16 protein-coding genes and 1 pseudogene are annotated in these 14,303 nt (G+C 69.7%); 1 reads left to right on the forward strand and 16 read right to left on the reverse strand.

What is annotated here, in order from left to right; translation table 11 throughout:
* Window positions 1-28: 28 nt before the first annotated feature.
* The 11 genes from ACIBCU_RS27835 to ACIBCU_RS27885 all read right to left on the reverse strand — a co-directional run bounded on the left by ACIBCU_RS27835 (window position 29) and on the right by ACIBCU_RS27885 (window position 9,138).
* Entirely contained in the window at window positions 29-919 is an 891-nt protein-coding gene (locus tag ACIBCU_RS27835) for a diacylglycerol kinase (RefSeq protein WP_362939765.1), read from the reverse strand.
* Between the two features lie 18 nt (window positions 920-937).
* Window positions 938-1,900, reverse strand: coding sequence for a twin-arginine translocase subunit TatC (tatC, locus tag ACIBCU_RS27840; RefSeq protein WP_399234775.1), 963 nt, complete (start codon window positions 1,898-1,900; stop codon window positions 938-940).
* Between the two features lie 49 nt (window positions 1,901-1,949).
* Window positions 1,950-2,243 carry a Sec-independent protein translocase subunit TatA gene (gene tatA / locus ACIBCU_RS27845; RefSeq protein ID WP_356716962.1) on the reverse strand — a complete coding sequence of 98 codons (294 nt, stop codon included), beginning with the start codon at window positions 2,241-2,243 and terminating at the stop codon, window positions 1,950-1,952.
* A 214-nt stretch (window positions 2,244-2,457) separates the two neighbouring features.
* A complete protein-coding gene (locus ACIBCU_RS27850) occupies window positions 2,458-2,655 on the reverse strand; it encodes a hypothetical protein (protein WP_129261536.1) in 198 nt (65 codons plus the stop codon).
* A gap of 23 nt (window positions 2,656-2,678) precedes the next feature.
* Window positions 2,679-2,954, reverse strand: coding sequence for a hypothetical protein (locus ACIBCU_RS27855; RefSeq protein WP_362939756.1), 276 nt, complete (start codon window positions 2,952-2,954; stop codon window positions 2,679-2,681).
* 37 nt (window positions 2,955-2,991) lie between these two features.
* A complete protein-coding gene (locus ACIBCU_RS27860; RefSeq protein WP_104790274.1) occupies window positions 2,992-3,948 on the reverse strand; it encodes a YafY family protein in 957 nt (318 codons plus the stop codon).
* A 15-nt stretch (window positions 3,949-3,963) separates the two neighbouring features.
* Window positions 3,964-4,917, reverse strand: a complete 954-nt coding sequence (locus ACIBCU_RS27865) for a YafY family protein (protein WP_104790273.1) — start codon at window positions 4,915-4,917, stop codon at window positions 3,964-3,966.
* A 115-nt stretch (window positions 4,918-5,032) separates the two neighbouring features.
* A complete protein-coding gene (locus tag ACIBCU_RS27870; protein WP_124279619.1) occupies window positions 5,033-5,407 on the reverse strand; it encodes an FKBP-type peptidyl-prolyl cis-trans isomerase in 375 nt (124 codons plus the stop codon).
* Between the two features lie 43 nt (window positions 5,408-5,450).
* A complete protein-coding gene (locus ACIBCU_RS27875; RefSeq protein WP_362939752.1) occupies window positions 5,451-6,386 on the reverse strand; it encodes an FKBP-type peptidyl-prolyl cis-trans isomerase in 936 nt (311 codons plus the stop codon).
* A gap of 121 nt (window positions 6,387-6,507) precedes the next feature.
* Window positions 6,508-7,869 carry a Pup--protein ligase gene (gene pafA, locus ACIBCU_RS27880; protein WP_362939749.1) on the reverse strand — a complete coding sequence of 454 codons (1,362 nt, stop codon included), beginning with the start codon at window positions 7,867-7,869 and terminating at the stop codon, window positions 6,508-6,510.
* A gap of 9 nt (window positions 7,870-7,878) precedes the next feature.
* Window positions 7,879-9,138, reverse strand: a complete 1,260-nt coding sequence (locus tag ACIBCU_RS27885; RefSeq protein WP_362939746.1) for an MFS transporter — start codon at window positions 9,136-9,138, stop codon at window positions 7,879-7,881.
* A gap of 129 nt (window positions 9,139-9,267) precedes the next feature.
* Between ACIBCU_RS27885 and ACIBCU_RS27890 the strand changes: the two genes are divergently transcribed.
* The gene (locus ACIBCU_RS27890) at window positions 9,268-10,296 is read left to right on the forward strand and encodes a LacI family DNA-binding transcriptional regulator (protein WP_399234780.1); all 1,029 of its coding nucleotides are present in this window, start codon (window positions 9,268-9,270) and stop codon (window positions 10,294-10,296) included.
* 64 nt (window positions 10,297-10,360) lie between these two features.
* Here ACIBCU_RS27890 and prcA read toward each other — a convergent pair whose 3' ends face one another.
* From prcA to dop, 5 genes and pseudogenes are all read right to left on the reverse strand, one after another.
* Window positions 10,361-11,224, reverse strand: coding sequence for a proteasome subunit alpha (gene prcA, locus ACIBCU_RS27895; protein ID WP_399234782.1), 864 nt, complete (start codon window positions 11,222-11,224; stop codon window positions 10,361-10,363).
* A gap of 55 nt (window positions 11,225-11,279) precedes the next feature.
* A complete protein-coding gene (prcB, locus tag ACIBCU_RS27900) occupies window positions 11,280-12,125 on the reverse strand; it encodes a proteasome subunit beta (RefSeq protein WP_362939737.1) in 846 nt (281 codons plus the stop codon).
* Window positions 12,077-12,254 (reverse strand): annotated as a pseudogene (locus ACIBCU_RS27905) (endonuclease domain-containing protein); the annotation flags it as partial. The gene prcB and the pseudogene ACIBCU_RS27905, both read right to left, overlap by 49 nt.
* 125 nt (window positions 12,255-12,379) lie before the next feature.
* A complete protein-coding gene (locus ACIBCU_RS27910; protein ID WP_104791959.1) occupies window positions 12,380-12,598 on the reverse strand; it encodes a ubiquitin-like protein Pup in 219 nt (72 codons plus the stop codon).
* A gap of 120 nt (window positions 12,599-12,718) precedes the next feature.
* Window positions 12,719-14,230 carry a depupylase/deamidase Dop gene (dop, locus tag ACIBCU_RS27915; protein WP_104790265.1) on the reverse strand — a complete coding sequence of 504 codons (1,512 nt, stop codon included), beginning with the start codon at window positions 14,228-14,230 and terminating at the stop codon, window positions 12,719-12,721.
* Between the last annotated feature and the right edge of the window lie 73 nt (window positions 14,231-14,303).

Here is a 14,303-nt window from a genome sequence, read left to right on the forward strand (position 1 = left end):
TCAGCCCGATCTTTATTTCACGGTGCTTTCACGGTGCAAGGACCCGGACCGCGCCGGGCACGCACGTGGCGCTGAGCGGCAGCGGGCCCAGCGGCTCACCGTCCGCGTACGCCGTGACACCGCCCGCGGCCAGCTCTATCGAGGACACCCGGTGCACGGTGACCTTCGGGTGCCCGAGGTGCGTGCCCTTGTAGACCTTCGGGAAGACCTTGAGCAGGGCGGTCCGGCTGCAGTCACCCACCACGGTCACGTCGAAGAGCCCGTCGTCCATGACCGCGTCGGCACAGATCCGCATGCCGCCGCCGTACGTCGTCCCGTTGCCCACGGCGATCAGCGTCGCCTCGATCTCGGTCACCGGTCCGCCGTCCAGCCTGACGCGGTACGGGACCGGGCTGAAGGAGGCCAGCTCGGCGAGGATCGCCAGGTCGTACTTGAAGCGCCCGCCGACCCACCGCATCCGGTTTCCCCGGTCGTTGACCCGCGAGTCGAAGCCCGAGGCCAGCACGGAGCCGAACCAGCGCTCCCCGACCCGGCCCAGGTCGATCGCGCGCGCCGTCCCGGCCTTGAGCATCTCGGCGGCCAGTCGTCCGGCGGCGGCGGGCGATCGGATCGGCAGCCCGAGGGCACGGGCGAAGTCGTTCCCGGTACCCACGGCCACGGCGCCGAGCGGCGTCGTGGTACCGGCGACGGCCTGCAGCGCGAGGGACATCATGCCGTCCCCGCCCACGGCTATCAGCGCCCCGGTCCCGTGGGCCACCGCCTCCCGGGCCCGTCGCAGTGCGTCGTCGGCGTCCTCGCCGAGAACCGTCCGTACGGAGAAGCCGGCGTCCCGCAGAGCGGAAGCGGCCGGCTGCGCGGCACGCGCGCCCCGGCCGCTGCCCGCGGTGGGATTGACGAAGAGGGTGATCTCGCTGGTCACCCGCGGGACCTTACAAGGTCAGGTGATGTCGTCGTAACCGTTGAGCCGGTTCGACCGACCCCCGTCCGCGTCCCCGCTCGCCTGCCCGGGCAGAGCAGGGCGGGAGGACACCGGTTCGACGGCGCCGACCGCCTCGGGGGTGAGGTCCAGGCTCGACGCCTCGTCGTCGTCGAGCTCGGTGTCGGGGTTGGCACGCCGCCTGCGCTTGTCGTTGAGCAGCGAGAAGCCGACGGCCACGAAGTAGAGCACGGCGAGCGGGCCGGCCAGCAGCAGCATCGAGATGGGCTCGCCGCCAGGCGTGGCAATGGCCGCGAAGGCGGTCAGCCCGACGAGCATCCCGCGCCACCAGCGCAGCATGCGGGCGCCGGAGAGCACGCCGGTCATGTTGAGAAGGATGAGCAGCAGCGGCAGCTCGAAGGCGAGTCCGAAGACGATCACCATGCGGGTGATCAGGTCCAGGAAGTCGTCGAGCGGCAGCAGGTTCTTCACGTTGTCGGGCGTGAAGCCGAGCATGATCTGGGCGGTCTGCGGCAGGATCGCGTAGGCCAGGTAGGCACCGGCGACGAAGAGCGGGACCCCGGCCGCGACGAAGGCCATCGAATAGCGCTTCTCCTGCTTGTGCAGGCCCGGGGCGACGAACGCCCACAGCTGGTACAGCCACACAGGCGTGGCCACCAGCACGCCCGCCATCAGGGACACCTTCAGCGCGATGGTGAACGGCGACAGCAGACCGTTGGTGGTCATCTCCGCGCAGGGGCGACCGTTGATCATGGTCACGGCGCCGTTCTTGCAGCCGACCGAGTCCAGGATCGGCTTCATCAGGAACTCGAAGATTTCCTTCTGGAAGAACGCCGCCACGATCACGGCGACGATGATCGCCAGGACCGACTTCAGCAGCCGGTTGCGCAGCTCACGCAGGTGATCGAGGAGGGGCATCCGCCCCTCGTCGTCCTTCTCCTGCTTGCGGGCAGACTTGAGCAACCCACTTCCCTCGTCTCGTGCGGCAGCTTCAGATGGTGCGGATCAGCTGTCAGCTCTGGGTGGTGGGCTTGGCCTCGCTGACCGGGCGGGAGCTGGTGACATCTCCCGGAGCGGCCTGGATCGTGCGCGCGGTGGCCGCGGGCGGGGTGGTGTCCGCGACGTTCTCCGTGGTGGGCGCCGCGGGCTCCGCGTCGTCCTTCTTCATGGCCTTGGCCTCGCTCTTGAGGATGCGGGCCGACTTGCCGAGCGAACGCGCCATGTCGGGGAGCTTCTTGGCACCGAAGAGCAGCAGGACGACAGCGATGATCAGAACGATCTCGAGGGGCTTCAGATTGCCGATCATGTGCGACTTCCTTCTCACTGAGGCGTCTGGAGGGTGGGCTCGCCACCCGTTCGACCGGACAGTCGTCCGACCTTCGCGCTGGCAGCGATCGTAACCCGCAGGGGTAAACGCGAGGCAATGCCTGTGCGTACTCCCGCTTGCGGCCCACACCTCCCTGCCTGGGCCGCTCCAGCAGCGTACCCCCCGAACCGGTGAATCAGGAGGCCGCGCCCTTCTATCGCAGGGCTTCTCCGGTGTCGGCGAGAGTGGTGGCCGCTCGTTCGAGATCCTCGGCCGCTCGGTTGATGCGGCGCGTGGTCGCGGCGACCTGTCCGGCGAGCCGCTGTGCCTCGACGAAGACCTTGACGGCCAGGACGCCGAGCACGGCCAGGCCGGCGAATCCCAGAGCGATGGCGAGCATGGGCCAGAACATGGGCGGATCCTCGGTGTCTCTCGTTACCGCAGGGCGGTGTGCAGGCGCAGTGTCCGTACCCCGCCGCCGCTGAGGAGTTCGATGATGCGCTCCCCGGCCGGCTTGCGGACCGCGGACCCGCAGGCGGGACACGTGAAGGAGTAGAAGGTCGTACGGCGGCTGGCTCCTATGGCCAGCCGCAGTGAGCCCGCACCGAGCTCGAACCGCTCACGGCAGTCCGGGCAGGCCGCCCGGAAGCGCACGGTGTCGGGCACCGTGACCGGAACCGGTCCGGTCTGTGTGCTCGATATCGCAGTCATATGGCCTTCGTCTCCTCGGTGCACCGCCGGCCGCCTCTCAGAGCGCGCCGTCGTAGGCGGCCAGTGCCTCACGCGCCGCCAGCCGGGCGCTCTCGGCCAGGTCCGGGGGCGATGTGATGCGTCCTTCGCCGCCCAGCCGCAGGGCGAGCCTGCGGAGGGAGGCCGGGTCGGGCGTGCGGAGCGTGATCCGCAGACCACCGTCGGGGAGTTCCTCCGCGCTGTCGTGCGGGTAGTACTCGGCGACCCACCGGCCGCCGGGGCCGACCTCGATCACGACCTCCGGGTCCTCGGCGGCGGGCTGCACCAGCCCCTCGGAGAGGTCCCGCAGCTCCAGCTCGGGCGGGGCGGACGGAGCGTCGAGGAGTCTGATCTCGGCGACCCGGTCGAGCCGGAACGTACGCCGCGCCTCGGAGAGGCGGCACCAGCCCTCCATATAGGTGTGGCCGACGGCGAACAGCCGGATCGGGTCGACCTCGCGCTCGGTCAGCTCGTCGCGCGCGGGTGAGTAGTAGCGCAGCCAGAGGCGGCGCCGCTCGGAGATCGCCCGGTCGACGTCGGCGAAGACACCGCCCTCGGACTCGAAGGTGACCGAGAGCCGCGAGCTGGCGGCCCCGACCTCCCCGGCCGCCGTCTCCAGCTTCGCGGTCGCGCGCACCAGCGCCTGCCGGTCGCTCTCCCGCAGGCCGGGGAGCGTGGCGACGGCACGGGCGGCGACGAGCAGGGCCGTCGCCTCGTCGGCGGCCAGACGCAGCGGCTCCGCGACGTCGTCCGGGTTGTGCCACCAGATCCGGTCGCCGTCGGTGTCGATGTCCAGCAGGTCACCACCGCGGAAGCTGGTCCCGCACATGGGCAGCACGTCGAGGTCGGAGATCAGCTCGTCCTCGGTGATCCCGAAGGCCCGGGCCACGTCCTGGACGTGCGCGCCGGGGCGCTCACGCAGGTACGTGACGAGGGAGAGCATCCGCCGGGTCTGGTCGATCGCGTTCGTGGCCACGAGTACGGGTCCCTCTCAGTCCTTGGCCACGGCGCGCAGCCGGTCCATCACGTCGGCCCGCAGATCGGCGGGTTCGCTCACGATCACGTCGGGCCCGAACTCCACGAGCCAGGCGTCCAGCCCGTGCCCGTACGGGATCTCCAACTCGTCCCAGCCGTCGCCCAGTTCCCGTACGGATATCGCGCGGGAGCGCAGCGGGTAGCCGGAGCCGGTACGCAGCCTGATGCGGGCGGTCCTGGTCGCGGTCTCCCCCGCCCAGCTCTCCACCGTCTCGCGGACGGTGACGGCGTCGGGCACGGGGGCCGTGAAGGCCCCTGCGCGGGAGCGGACCCGGCCGGAGATCCGGGAGAGCCGGAAGACCCGCTCGGCGCCCCGCTCGCGGTCCCAGCCGGCCAGGTACCAGTGGCCGCGCCAGCACTCGAGCGTCCAGGGCTCGACCTGGCGCTGCTCCGGGCGGGCGGCGTTGCCCTTGCGGTAGTCGAAGGTGACCGGGCGGCGGTCCCGGCAGGCGAGCATCAGCGGCTCGAACGCGGCCTCGTGGACCGGGATACGGGGTTCGAGGGCGCTGTGCACCTCGTAGGCGTCCTCGGCCTCCGGCATGCCGGCGGCCCGCAGCTTCTGCAGGGCGCCGCTGGCGGCGCCGGCAAGCCGGGCCTGCTGCCAGACCTTGGCGGCGAGCCCGAGGGCCGCGGCCTCCTCGGCGTCCAGGGTGATGGGGGGCAGCCGGTTGCTGTCGCGGCGCGCGAGATATCCGGTGTCGCCGTCCAGATTCTCCACGGTCTCGATGATCAGGCCGAGTTCACGCAGATCGTCCTTGTCGCGCTCGAACATCCGGTTGAAGGATTCGTCGGAGCCCGCCTCCAGGTAGGCCTCGATGGACCCGCGGAGCTCACGCTTGCTGAGCGGACGCCGGGTACCCAGCAGACACAGTGCCAGGTTCATCAGCCGTTCGGCCTTGGCAATCGCCATCGACGCCCTTTCTCGACGTGCTCTCCGACCGTCGACCGTACCGCCCCGGGGTGTCCGGACCAAAGCGAGGGCCCGTGCCTTGCGGCACGGGCCCTGACTGCTGTAGACGGACGGATCAGACGCCGACGAGGTCGCAGACGAAGATCAGCGTCTCGCCCGGGGCGATCGCGCCGCCGCCCGCGCCACGGTCACCGTAGGCGAGGTGCGCGGGGATGGTCAGCTGGCGACGGCCGCCGACCTTCATGCCCTGGACACCCTGGTCCCAGCCGGCGATGACCTGGCCGGCGCCGAGCTGGAACTGCAGCGGGGTGCCGCGGTTCCACGAGGCGTCGAACTCCTCGCCGGTGGAGAAGGCCACACCGACGTAGTGCACGGAGACGGTCTGACCCGCCTGGGCCACCGGTCCGTCACCCTCCCAGATTTCCTTGATCTCCAGGTCGGCCGGCGGCTCGCCACCCGGGAAGTCGATCTCGGGCTTGTCGATGCTCACTGAACTGCTCCTCTTACTGATGAACTGGGCAACCGGGACAGTCTTACATCTTTGTCAGGATGTCCACGGCGAAGACGAGAGTGGACTTCCCGGGGATGGACTGCTGGGCCTTGTCGCCGAAGCCCTGGTCCGGCGGAATGACGAGCAGCACACGGCTGCCGACCTTCTTGCCGACCAGACCGTTCTTGAGACCCTTGAGGGTGACCTGCGCGAGCGGGAAGGTCTGGGTCTTGCCGGTCTGGTAGGTGCTGTCGAAGGCCTTGCTGCCCTTCCAGAGCAGACCCACGTAGTTCACGACGACGCTGTCGGTCTCCTTGATGACGTCGCCCTTGGACTCCAGCACGTAGTTGGAGACCAGCTTCTTCGGCGGGTCGCTCTTGGGGATCGTGACGGTCGGCGCCTTGCCGTCGGTCTTGGTCCCGACCTTCGGCAGGTCGATGTTGTCCTGGGCCACGGCTGTGCCCTCGGCGGACTTCGGGATCTGCGTCGCCTTCACGATGTCGATGACGAAGACGAGGGTGGCGTTGGGCTTGATGTCGCCCTGGCCCTGCTCGCCGTAGCCGAGGCTCGGCGGGATGACCAACTGGACGCGGCTTCCGACCTTCTGGCCGACGAGCCCCTTGTCCCAGCCCTGGATGACCATGCCCGCGCCGAGCGTCAGGTCGAAGGGCTGCTTGCGGTCGAAGCTGTTGTCGAAGGGTTTGGTGGAGTCCCACGCCTGCCCGAGGTAGTTGACCTGGATCGCGTCGCCGTTCTTGAGCTTCGCGCCGTCACCCTCACTGATGACGTCGGTCTTCAGTTCCTTGGGAGGATCCCCCTCACCCTTCGCCAGAGTGGGCTTCTCGCCGAACTTCGCGCCCGCGGTGATCGCGGGAACGCCCTTCTCGGTCGAGGCGGAGTCGGAGGCCTTGTCGTCGCCGCATGCCGCCGTGGACAGCAGCAGTAGGGGGACGACGAGAAGGCCGGCAAGTCGGCGCACTGGTTCCTCAGATCTCAGACGGCACGTGAATGGTCCCCCGACACTCTAGGCGGACGGAAGGGCCCCGTACGAGGAACGTACGGGGCCCGGTCACATACGGGACAGGACATTCCTGTCCGGGTCACATGCCCGCGATCAGCTTCTCCACCCGGTCGTCGACGGAACGGAAGGGGTCCTTGCACAGCACGGTGCGCTGCGCCTGGTCGTTGAGCTTGAGGTGGACCCAGTCGACGGTGAAGTCCCGCCGCTGCTCCTGGGCCCGCCGGATGAAGTCGCCGCGCAGCCGCGCCCTGGTCGTCTGCGGGGGAACCGACTTGCCCTCGAAGATCTTCATGTCGTTGCAGATGCGGGCGGCCTGGCCCTTGCGCTCCAGGAGGTAGTAGAGCCCGCGACGCCGGTGGATGTCGTGGTAGGCGAGGTCTATCTGGGCGACCCGCGGATTCGACATGGTCATGTTGTGCTTGGCCCGGTACCGCTCGATGAGCTTGTACTTCATGACCCAGTCGATCTCGGTGCCGATCCGGTCGAGGTCCTCGGCCTCGATGGCGTCCAGCGTGCGGCCCCACAGCTCGAGGACCTGGTCGACGGTGCCGGTGCGGATGCCACGGCGTTCGACGAAGTCGACGGCCTTCTCGTAGTACTCGCGCTGGACCTCGATGGCGGATGCCTCGCGGCCGCTGGCCAGGCGCACCTTGCGCTGTCCCGTGGTGTCGTGACTGACCTCGCGGATCGCCCGGATCGGGTTCTCCAGGGTGAGGTCGCGCATCACGGTGCCCGCCTCGATCATTCGCAGCACGAGATCGGTGGCGCCGACCTTGAGCAGCATGGTCGTCTCGGACATGTTGGAGTCACCGACGATGACGTGGAGGCGGCGGTACCGCTCCGCGTCGGCGTGCGGTTCGTCCCGGGTGTTGATGATGGGACGGGAGCGCGTCGTCGCGGAGCTGACGCCCTCCCAGATGTGCTCGGCCCGCTGGCTCACGCAGTAGACGGCTCCGCGCGGCGTCTGCAGCACCTTGCCGGCACCACAGATCAGCTGACGGGTGACGAGGAACGGAATGAGGATGTCCGCGAGCCGGGAGAATTCTCCGTGCCGTGCCACGAGGTAGTTCTCGTGGCACCCGTAGGAGTTTCCAGCCGAGTCGGTGTTGTTCTTGAAGAGATAGACGTCGCCCGCGATTCCCTCCTCGTGCAGGCGGCGTTCGGCGTCGACGAGCAGGCCTTCGAGAATGCGCTCGCCCGCCTTGTCGTGCGTGACCAGTTCGGTCACGTTGTCGCATTCGGGTGTCGCGTATTCCGGATGCGATCCCACGTCGAGGTACAGGCGGGCGCCGTTCCGCAGGAAGACATTGCTGCTGCGGCCCCATGACACAACACGGCGGAAGAGGTAGCGCGCCACTTCGTCAGGTGACAGTCGGCGCTGTCCCCTGAACGTGCACGTGACGCCGTACTCGTTCTCCAGCCCGAAAATGCGGCGGTCCATGACTGAACATTACGCCTTATGGCCTGAGCTGAAACCGGGTTCGGCGGCACCGTTTCGATCATTTTCCGAACCGGCCACAACCGCGGGCTTACGCCCGGGAGCTGCGAGGACCCTTCCGGTGGCCAGCAGAACCAGCAGCGCCGCCCCTCCACCGGCCCCGGCGACGGCGAAACTCCACGCCGTCCCGCCGAGCTCGACGGCCGGGCCCGCCACCGCCGTTCCGGCCGCCGCGCCCACCCCGAAGGTCGTCACGAGCCAGGAGAACGCCTCGGTCACCGTGCCCTGCGGCGCGTGCCGGTCCACGACGATGAACGAGCACGCGATCGCCGGGGCGAGGAACACTCCGGCGAGGGCCGCCAGTGCGGTCATGGCGGGCACGCCGGGCGTCAGCATCAGCGGCAGATAGCCCAGCGCCAGCAGCGCGACGATGATCCGCAGCCTGCGCTCGGGCGCCCCGGCCCACTGCCGCGCCCCGTAGACCGCTCCGCCGATCAGCGCGCCGAGGCCGAGAGCGGCCATCAGCCAGCCGTACACGGACTCCCGGCCCTGGTCGTCGGCGTAGGCGACACCGGCCACCGTGATGGAGCCGAGCGCGAGCCCGACGAAGAAGAAGGCGCCGAGCAGGGCGAGCAGCCCCGGCGAGCGCAGGGCGCCCAGCCAGTGCGCCTCGCGGGGCCCCGAGCGCCACACCCTGGAGGGCTCGGACAGGACGACGGACAGCGCGCCCAGTACGCCGATGGCGTTGATGACCAGGAGTGCGGCGGCGGGCGACCAGAGCGACACCAGGACCGTCACGAGGAGCGGCCCCACGGTGAACATGATCTCCTGGGCCACCGCGTCCATGGCGTACGCGCGGTGCACCCGGTCCTCCCGGTCCAGGACCGTCGGCCACAGGGCGCGCAGGCCGCCCTCCAGCGGGGGCGTGAACACGCCGGCCACGACGACCGCCGCGTAGGCGGCCGGGAGCGAGGCCAGGCCGATCAGGGCGAGCACGGCCATGCCGAGCGCGGAGACGACCGCCGCGGGGAGCTGGACACGCGGCTGGCCGTACAGGTCCACGGCCCGGCCCAGCAGGGGCTGCCCCACCGCTGTGGCGAGTCCGTACGCCGCCGCGAGGGCGCCGGCCAGCGTGTAGCTGCCCCCCTCCGCGCGGGTGAACAGGACGATCGCGATGTGGGCGGTGCCGTTCGGCAGCCGCCCGACCAGCGTTCCCGCGAGCAGCCGGGCGGCGTGCCGCGTCCGGAGGATGTCCATATACCCCGCAGCCATGTCCACCCCTCTCCCCCAGCGGTGCCACACCCTGGGGTTTTACGTATAACCTCGATGCTCATACGTACCATGTGGGCAGCCCGGGAGTCCATCCCGCCACGATCCGACCGGCCCAGCACGGAGGCACGAGTGAGCAGCACCCAGCAGCCCTCCCCACCACGGCCCACCAGCCGTGATGTGGCCCGGGCGGCGGGCGTCTCGCAGGCGACGGTCTCGCTCGTACTCGGTGACAAATGGCGGGGCCGGGTCTCCACGGCGACCGCCGAACGGGTCCGCGACAGCGCCAGGGCCCTCGGCTACCGGCCGAATCTCGCGGCCCGCAGTCTCCGGCTGGGCCGCACCCGTACCGCCCTCCTCGTCGTCCCGGCGCTCACCAACGAGTTCTTCGCCCGGGTGTACACGGGGGCCGCCGCAGTCGCCGCCGAGCACGACTTCGGCGTGGTCCTCTACCCGTCCCCCGACGGCACCGGTCCCGCCAGGGATCCGTTCGCCTCGGCTCGCGCGGCGCTCGACGGGGTGATCGCCTCGTCGATGGCGGCGGACGCCCTGGGGGCGCTGAGGGGCGCGGACCTGCCGCTGGTGATGCTGGACAGCGACCCCGAGGACCAGGGTGCCGCGGCCCGCGTGAACCTCGACATCGTGGACGGCATGCGCCAGGTGACGGACCATCTGCTCGGCCTCGGCCACCGCCGGATCACGCACCTCGCCTCCGCCGTGGACACCTGGACCTTCGCGGTGCGTGCCCGGGCGCTGCGGGAGGCCGTGCGTGACGTCCCCGGCGCCGTCCTGCGCACCGTCACCGCCCCGCTGGACGTACGGTCCGGGCGCGAGGCCACCGAGACGGTCCTGGCCTCCCCCGGCCCCCTGCCGACGGCCATCGTCTGTGACGACGACATCCTGGCCGCCGGTGCCTGCAAGGCGGTCCGCAGACGAGGGCTGCGGGTGCCCGACGACATCTCCGTGACCGGTTTCGACGACCTTGCGCTCGCCACGGCGGTGGAGCCGGAGCTCACCACCGTGCGCCTCCCGGCCGAGCAGGTGGGTGAGCGCGGCATGACGGCTCTGCTGGCCGTCCTGGAGGGCCGCCCCGCGGTCCACCACGACCTCCCCGTCCGCCTGGTGGTACGGGGCTCCACCGCACCCCCGGCCACCGCATGACGGAGCCCTCCGGCCGCCGCGTACGACGGCCGGAGGGCTCCGTCCGGAGATCTTCCGGTACCGGTTACTCCTTCGGGGCCTCGCCCGTGCCCTTCTCGGGCCCGTCGGTGCCCTTCCCAGGGGTGTCGGCGCCCTTCTCGGGGGTGCCGTCGGTCCCGGCGGCCGGCGTGGAGCCGCCCTCGGGCTCCTCCGTGTCGGACGGGGCGTCCGTCGGGGTCGCCCCCGCGCCGTCCGCGTCCAGCAGCCTGGTCAGCTGCCGGCCGACGATCCGCTTGAACTTGCGCTGCTGCGGCCTCGTGCGGTCCAGGACCGCGACCTCGAGCCGCTCGGCGGGGATCTCCCGCTCGTTGCCGTTGGCCTCGCGGGACAGCGCCTGCACGGCCAGCTTCAGCGCCTCGGCGAGCGACATCCCGTCGCGGTGGCGCTGGTCCAGGAAGCTGCTGATCTGCTCGGCGTTCCCGCCGACCGCGACGGAACCGTGCTCGTCCACGATCGAGCCGTCGTGCGGCAGCCGGTAGATCTGGTCGCCCTCGGGCCCGGCGCCGACCTCGGCGACCACCAGCTCCACCTCGTACGGCTTCTCGGCGGCGCTGGAGAAGATGGTGCCCAGCGTCTGCGCGTAGACGTTGGCCAGCCCACGGGCCGTCACGTCGTCGCGGTCGTAGGTGTATCCCCGCAGATCGGCGTAGCGCACTCCGCCGATGCGGAGGTTCTCGTACTCGTTGTACTTGCCGGCGGCGGCGAAGCCGATCCGGTCGTAGATCTCGCTGAACTTGTGCAGCGCGCGGGACGGGTTCTCGCCGACGAACACAATGCCGTCGGCGTACTGCAGCACAACCAGGCTGCGACCACGGGCGATGCCCTTCCGGGCGTATTCCGCCCGGTCGGCCATGGCCTGCTGAGGTGAGACATAGAACGGCGTCGACACCGGCTATCCGTCCCTTTCTGTCAGTGACGAGTGCATCGGAGAAGCATCGGGCCGGTCAGAGCAGCGCGGCGCGGGGGCCGTCGGGCTGCTCGAGCCGGCGCTCCAGGATCGCGCGCGCGATCTCCGAGGATTCCGCGTCGTCCAGCCTGCGGAAGCCCTCGTCGGTGATGACGGTGACGATCGGATAGATCCGGCGGGCCACGTCCGGGCCGCCGGTCGCCGAGTCGTCGTCGGCCGCGTCGTACAGCGCCTGCACGACCAGCGTGAGTGTCTGCTCCTCCGTCAGGTCGTCGCGGAACAGCTTCTTCATCGACCCGCGCGCGAAGACCGAGCCGGAGCCGGTGGCCGCGTAGCCGCGCTCCTCGGAACGGCCGCCGGTGACGTCGTAGGAGAAGATCCGGCCCTTCTCGCGGTCGACGTCGTATCCGGCGAACAGCGGGACGACCGCCAGGCCCTGCATGGCCATCGCCAGGTTGCTGCGGATCATCGTGGAGAGCCGGTTGGCCTTGCCCTCCAGGGAGAGCGTGGCGCCCTCGACCTTCTCGAAGTGCTCCAGCTCCAGCTGGAACAGCTTGACCATCTCCACGGCGAGACCCGCCGTGCCGGCGATCCCCACCGCCGAGTACTCGTCGGCCGGGAACACCTTCTCGATGTCGCGCTGCGCGATCATGTTCCCCATGGTCGCCCGCCGGTCACCTGCCAGCACCACTCCGCCGGGGAACGAGGCCGCCACGATGGTCGTGCCGTGCGGCGCCTCGACGGCGCCCTGGAGCGGCGGCAGGCTGCGGTTGCCGGGAAGGATCTCGGGTGAGTGGTTGGACAGGAAGTCCATGAACGAGGACGAACCCGGCGTCAGGAAGGCAGCTGGTAGACGCCCGGTGCTACGAGTGTTGGCTTCCACGCGTTTCCCTCCAGGTATGCGATGGCCCTGCGCAAGGTGTCAGGATCATCCCCCAACTTGCCGGTGGCCGAATTGCAGTTGAAGCAGTACGCCACGGACCCTACCCGTCCTGTGACGGTGATCAACATGATCCCGGGTGCGGAGCACTTCCGTGGGATGCCCCGTGATGCCCGGTGCGGGCCAGGGCATCCCACGGAAATCGCCTGCCGGCGGCGCGAGCCCGCCGGCGAACGGTCCGGCCGGATATCCGGCTTTTACTCGCCGCCCTTTTGGACGAACGATCGAACGAAGTCCTCGGCATTGGACTCGAGTACGTCGTCGATCTCGTCGAGGACGTCGTCCACGTCCTCGCTGAGCTTCTCCTGCCGCTCCGCGAGGTCCTCGGATGCCTGCGCGTCCTGCGCCTGCTCCTCGGTCTCCTCGGTGGAACGCGTCGCCTTCTGCTGTCCGCCGCCGGTGTCCTTGGTCGCCATGTAGCTCACCCCGCTCGGTTCGAAGCACTTGATCAGACCCTACCTACGGGGTCCGACATTGGCCCGGTACTTTCCTCAACGTCCGGAGGTCATCTGATTGATTCCCAGCCGGGACGCCTTTCAGCCCCCCGTCAGCGTCCGGACCAGCTCTTCCGCCGTGCGGCAGCGGTCCAGGAGGTCCTTGACGTGGGCGCGTGTACCCCGCAACGGTTCCATCGTGGGAACCCGTTGCAGCGAGTCACGATCGGGCAGATCGAAGATGACCGAGTCCCAGGAGGCCGCGGCGACGTCGTCCGCGTACTGCTCCAGGCAGCGGCCCCGGAAATAGGCCCTGGTGTCCTCGGGAGGCTTCGTACGGGCCCTCTCGACGTCGTTCTCGTCGAGGAGCCGCTTGATCTTCCCCCGGGCCGCCAGACGGTTGTACAGGCCCTTGTCAGCCCGTACGTCGGCGTACTGGAGGTCCACCAGGTGCAGCCGCGGCGCGTCCCAGTCCAGGCCGTCACGGCGCCGGTAGCCCTCCATGAGCTCCCGCTTGGCGATCCAGTCCAGCTCGCCCGAGAGGCTCATCGGGTCGTTCTCCAGGCGGTTCAGGGTGTCCTCCCAGCGGGCCAGGACATCCTTGGTCTGCTCGTCCGCGTCCGCCCCGTACCGCTCCTCGACGTACTTGCGGCCCAGCTCGAAGTACTCCATCTGCAGCTGCACCGCGGTGAGTGTCCGGCCACTACGGAGCGTGACCAGCTGCTTCAGTGTCGGGTCGTGCGAGACCTGGTGCAGCGTGCGGACCGGCTGGTCCACCGCCAGGTCGACATTGATGAAGCCGTCCTCGATCATGGCCAGGACCAGCGAGGTGGTACCGAGCTTCAGATAGGTCGAGATCTCGGAAAGGTTCGCGTCGCCGATGATCACATGCAGCCTGCGGTACTTCTCGGCGTCGGAGTGCGGCTCGTCGCGGGTGTTGATGATGGGGCGCTTGAGGGTCGTCTCCAGGCCGACCTCGACCTCGAAGTAGTCGGCGCGCTGACTGATCTGGAATCCGTGCTCGTGGCCGTCCTGGCCGATGCCGACCCGGCCCGCACCGGTGACGACCTGGCGGGAGACGAAGAACGGGGTCAGATGGCGCACGATGTCCGAGAAGGGGGTCTCCCGCTTCATCAGGTAGTTCTCGTGCGTGCCGTAGGACGCGCCCTTGTTGTCGGTGTTGTTCTTGTACAGATGGATCGGCTGGGCGCCCGGGATCGCGGCCGCCCGTTCGGCCGCCTCCGCCATCACCCGCTCGCCGGCCTTGTCCCAGAGCACCGCGTCCAGCGGATTGGTGATCTCCGGTGAGCTGTATTCGGGGTGCGCGTGGTCGACGTACAGCCGCGCACCGTTGGTGAGGATGACATTGGCGAGGCCGATGTCCTCGTCGGTGAGCTGGCTGGAGTCCGCGGTCTCACGGGCGAGGTCGAAGCCTCGCGCGTCGCGCAGCGGGTTCTCCTCCTCGAAGTCCCAGCGGGCGCGGCGCGCCCGGTGCATCGCCGCCGCGTAGGCGTTGACGATCTGGGACGAGGTGAGCATGGCATTGGCGTTGGGTTGACCGGGGACGGAGATCCCGTACTCCGTCTCGATGCCCATCACTCGCCGTACGGTCATGCGGCCCTCCTTGCCCGGCGTCGCTCCCGTCCGGGAGCGGCGCTCAAGTACCGCTGCTGGTCCGCGGTGCCCG

Origin of the sequence: Streptomyces sp. NPDC051064 (assembly GCF_044455985.1) — a bacterium.
GTDB lineage: Bacteria > Actinomycetota > Actinomycetes > Streptomycetales > Streptomycetaceae > Streptomyces.

Bases quoted from the DNA above. Each gene is read 5' to 3' on its own strand.
- tatA (WP_356716962.1), bottom strand. From the start codon at position 2,243: ATGATCGGCAATCTGAAGCCCCTCGAGATCGTTCTGATCATCGCTGTC.
- ACIBCU_RS27850 (WP_129261536.1), bottom strand. From the start codon at position 2,655: ATGTTCTGGCCCATGCTCGCCATCGCTCTGGGATTCGCCGGCCTGGCC.
- ACIBCU_RS27855 (WP_362939756.1), bottom strand. From the start codon at position 2,954: ATGACTGCGATATCGAGCACACAGACCGGACCGGTTCCGGTCACGGTG.
- ACIBCU_RS27865 (WP_104790273.1), bottom strand. From the start codon at position 4,917: ATGGCGATTGCCAAGGCCGAACGGCTGATGAACCTGGCACTGTGTCTG.
- pafA (WP_362939749.1), bottom strand. From the start codon at position 7,869: ATGGACCGCCGCATTTTCGGGCTGGAGAACGAGTACGGCGTCACGTGC.
- ACIBCU_RS27885 (WP_362939746.1), bottom strand. From the start codon at position 9,138: ATGGCTGCGGGGTATATGGACATCCTCCGGACGCGGCACGCCGCCCGG.
- ACIBCU_RS27910 (WP_104791959.1), bottom strand. From the start codon at position 12,598: ATGGCGACCAAGGACACCGGCGGCGGACAGCAGAAGGCGACGCGTTCC.
- dop (WP_104790265.1), bottom strand. From the start codon at position 14,230: ATGACCGTACGGCGAGTGATGGGCATCGAGACGGAGTACGGGATCTCC.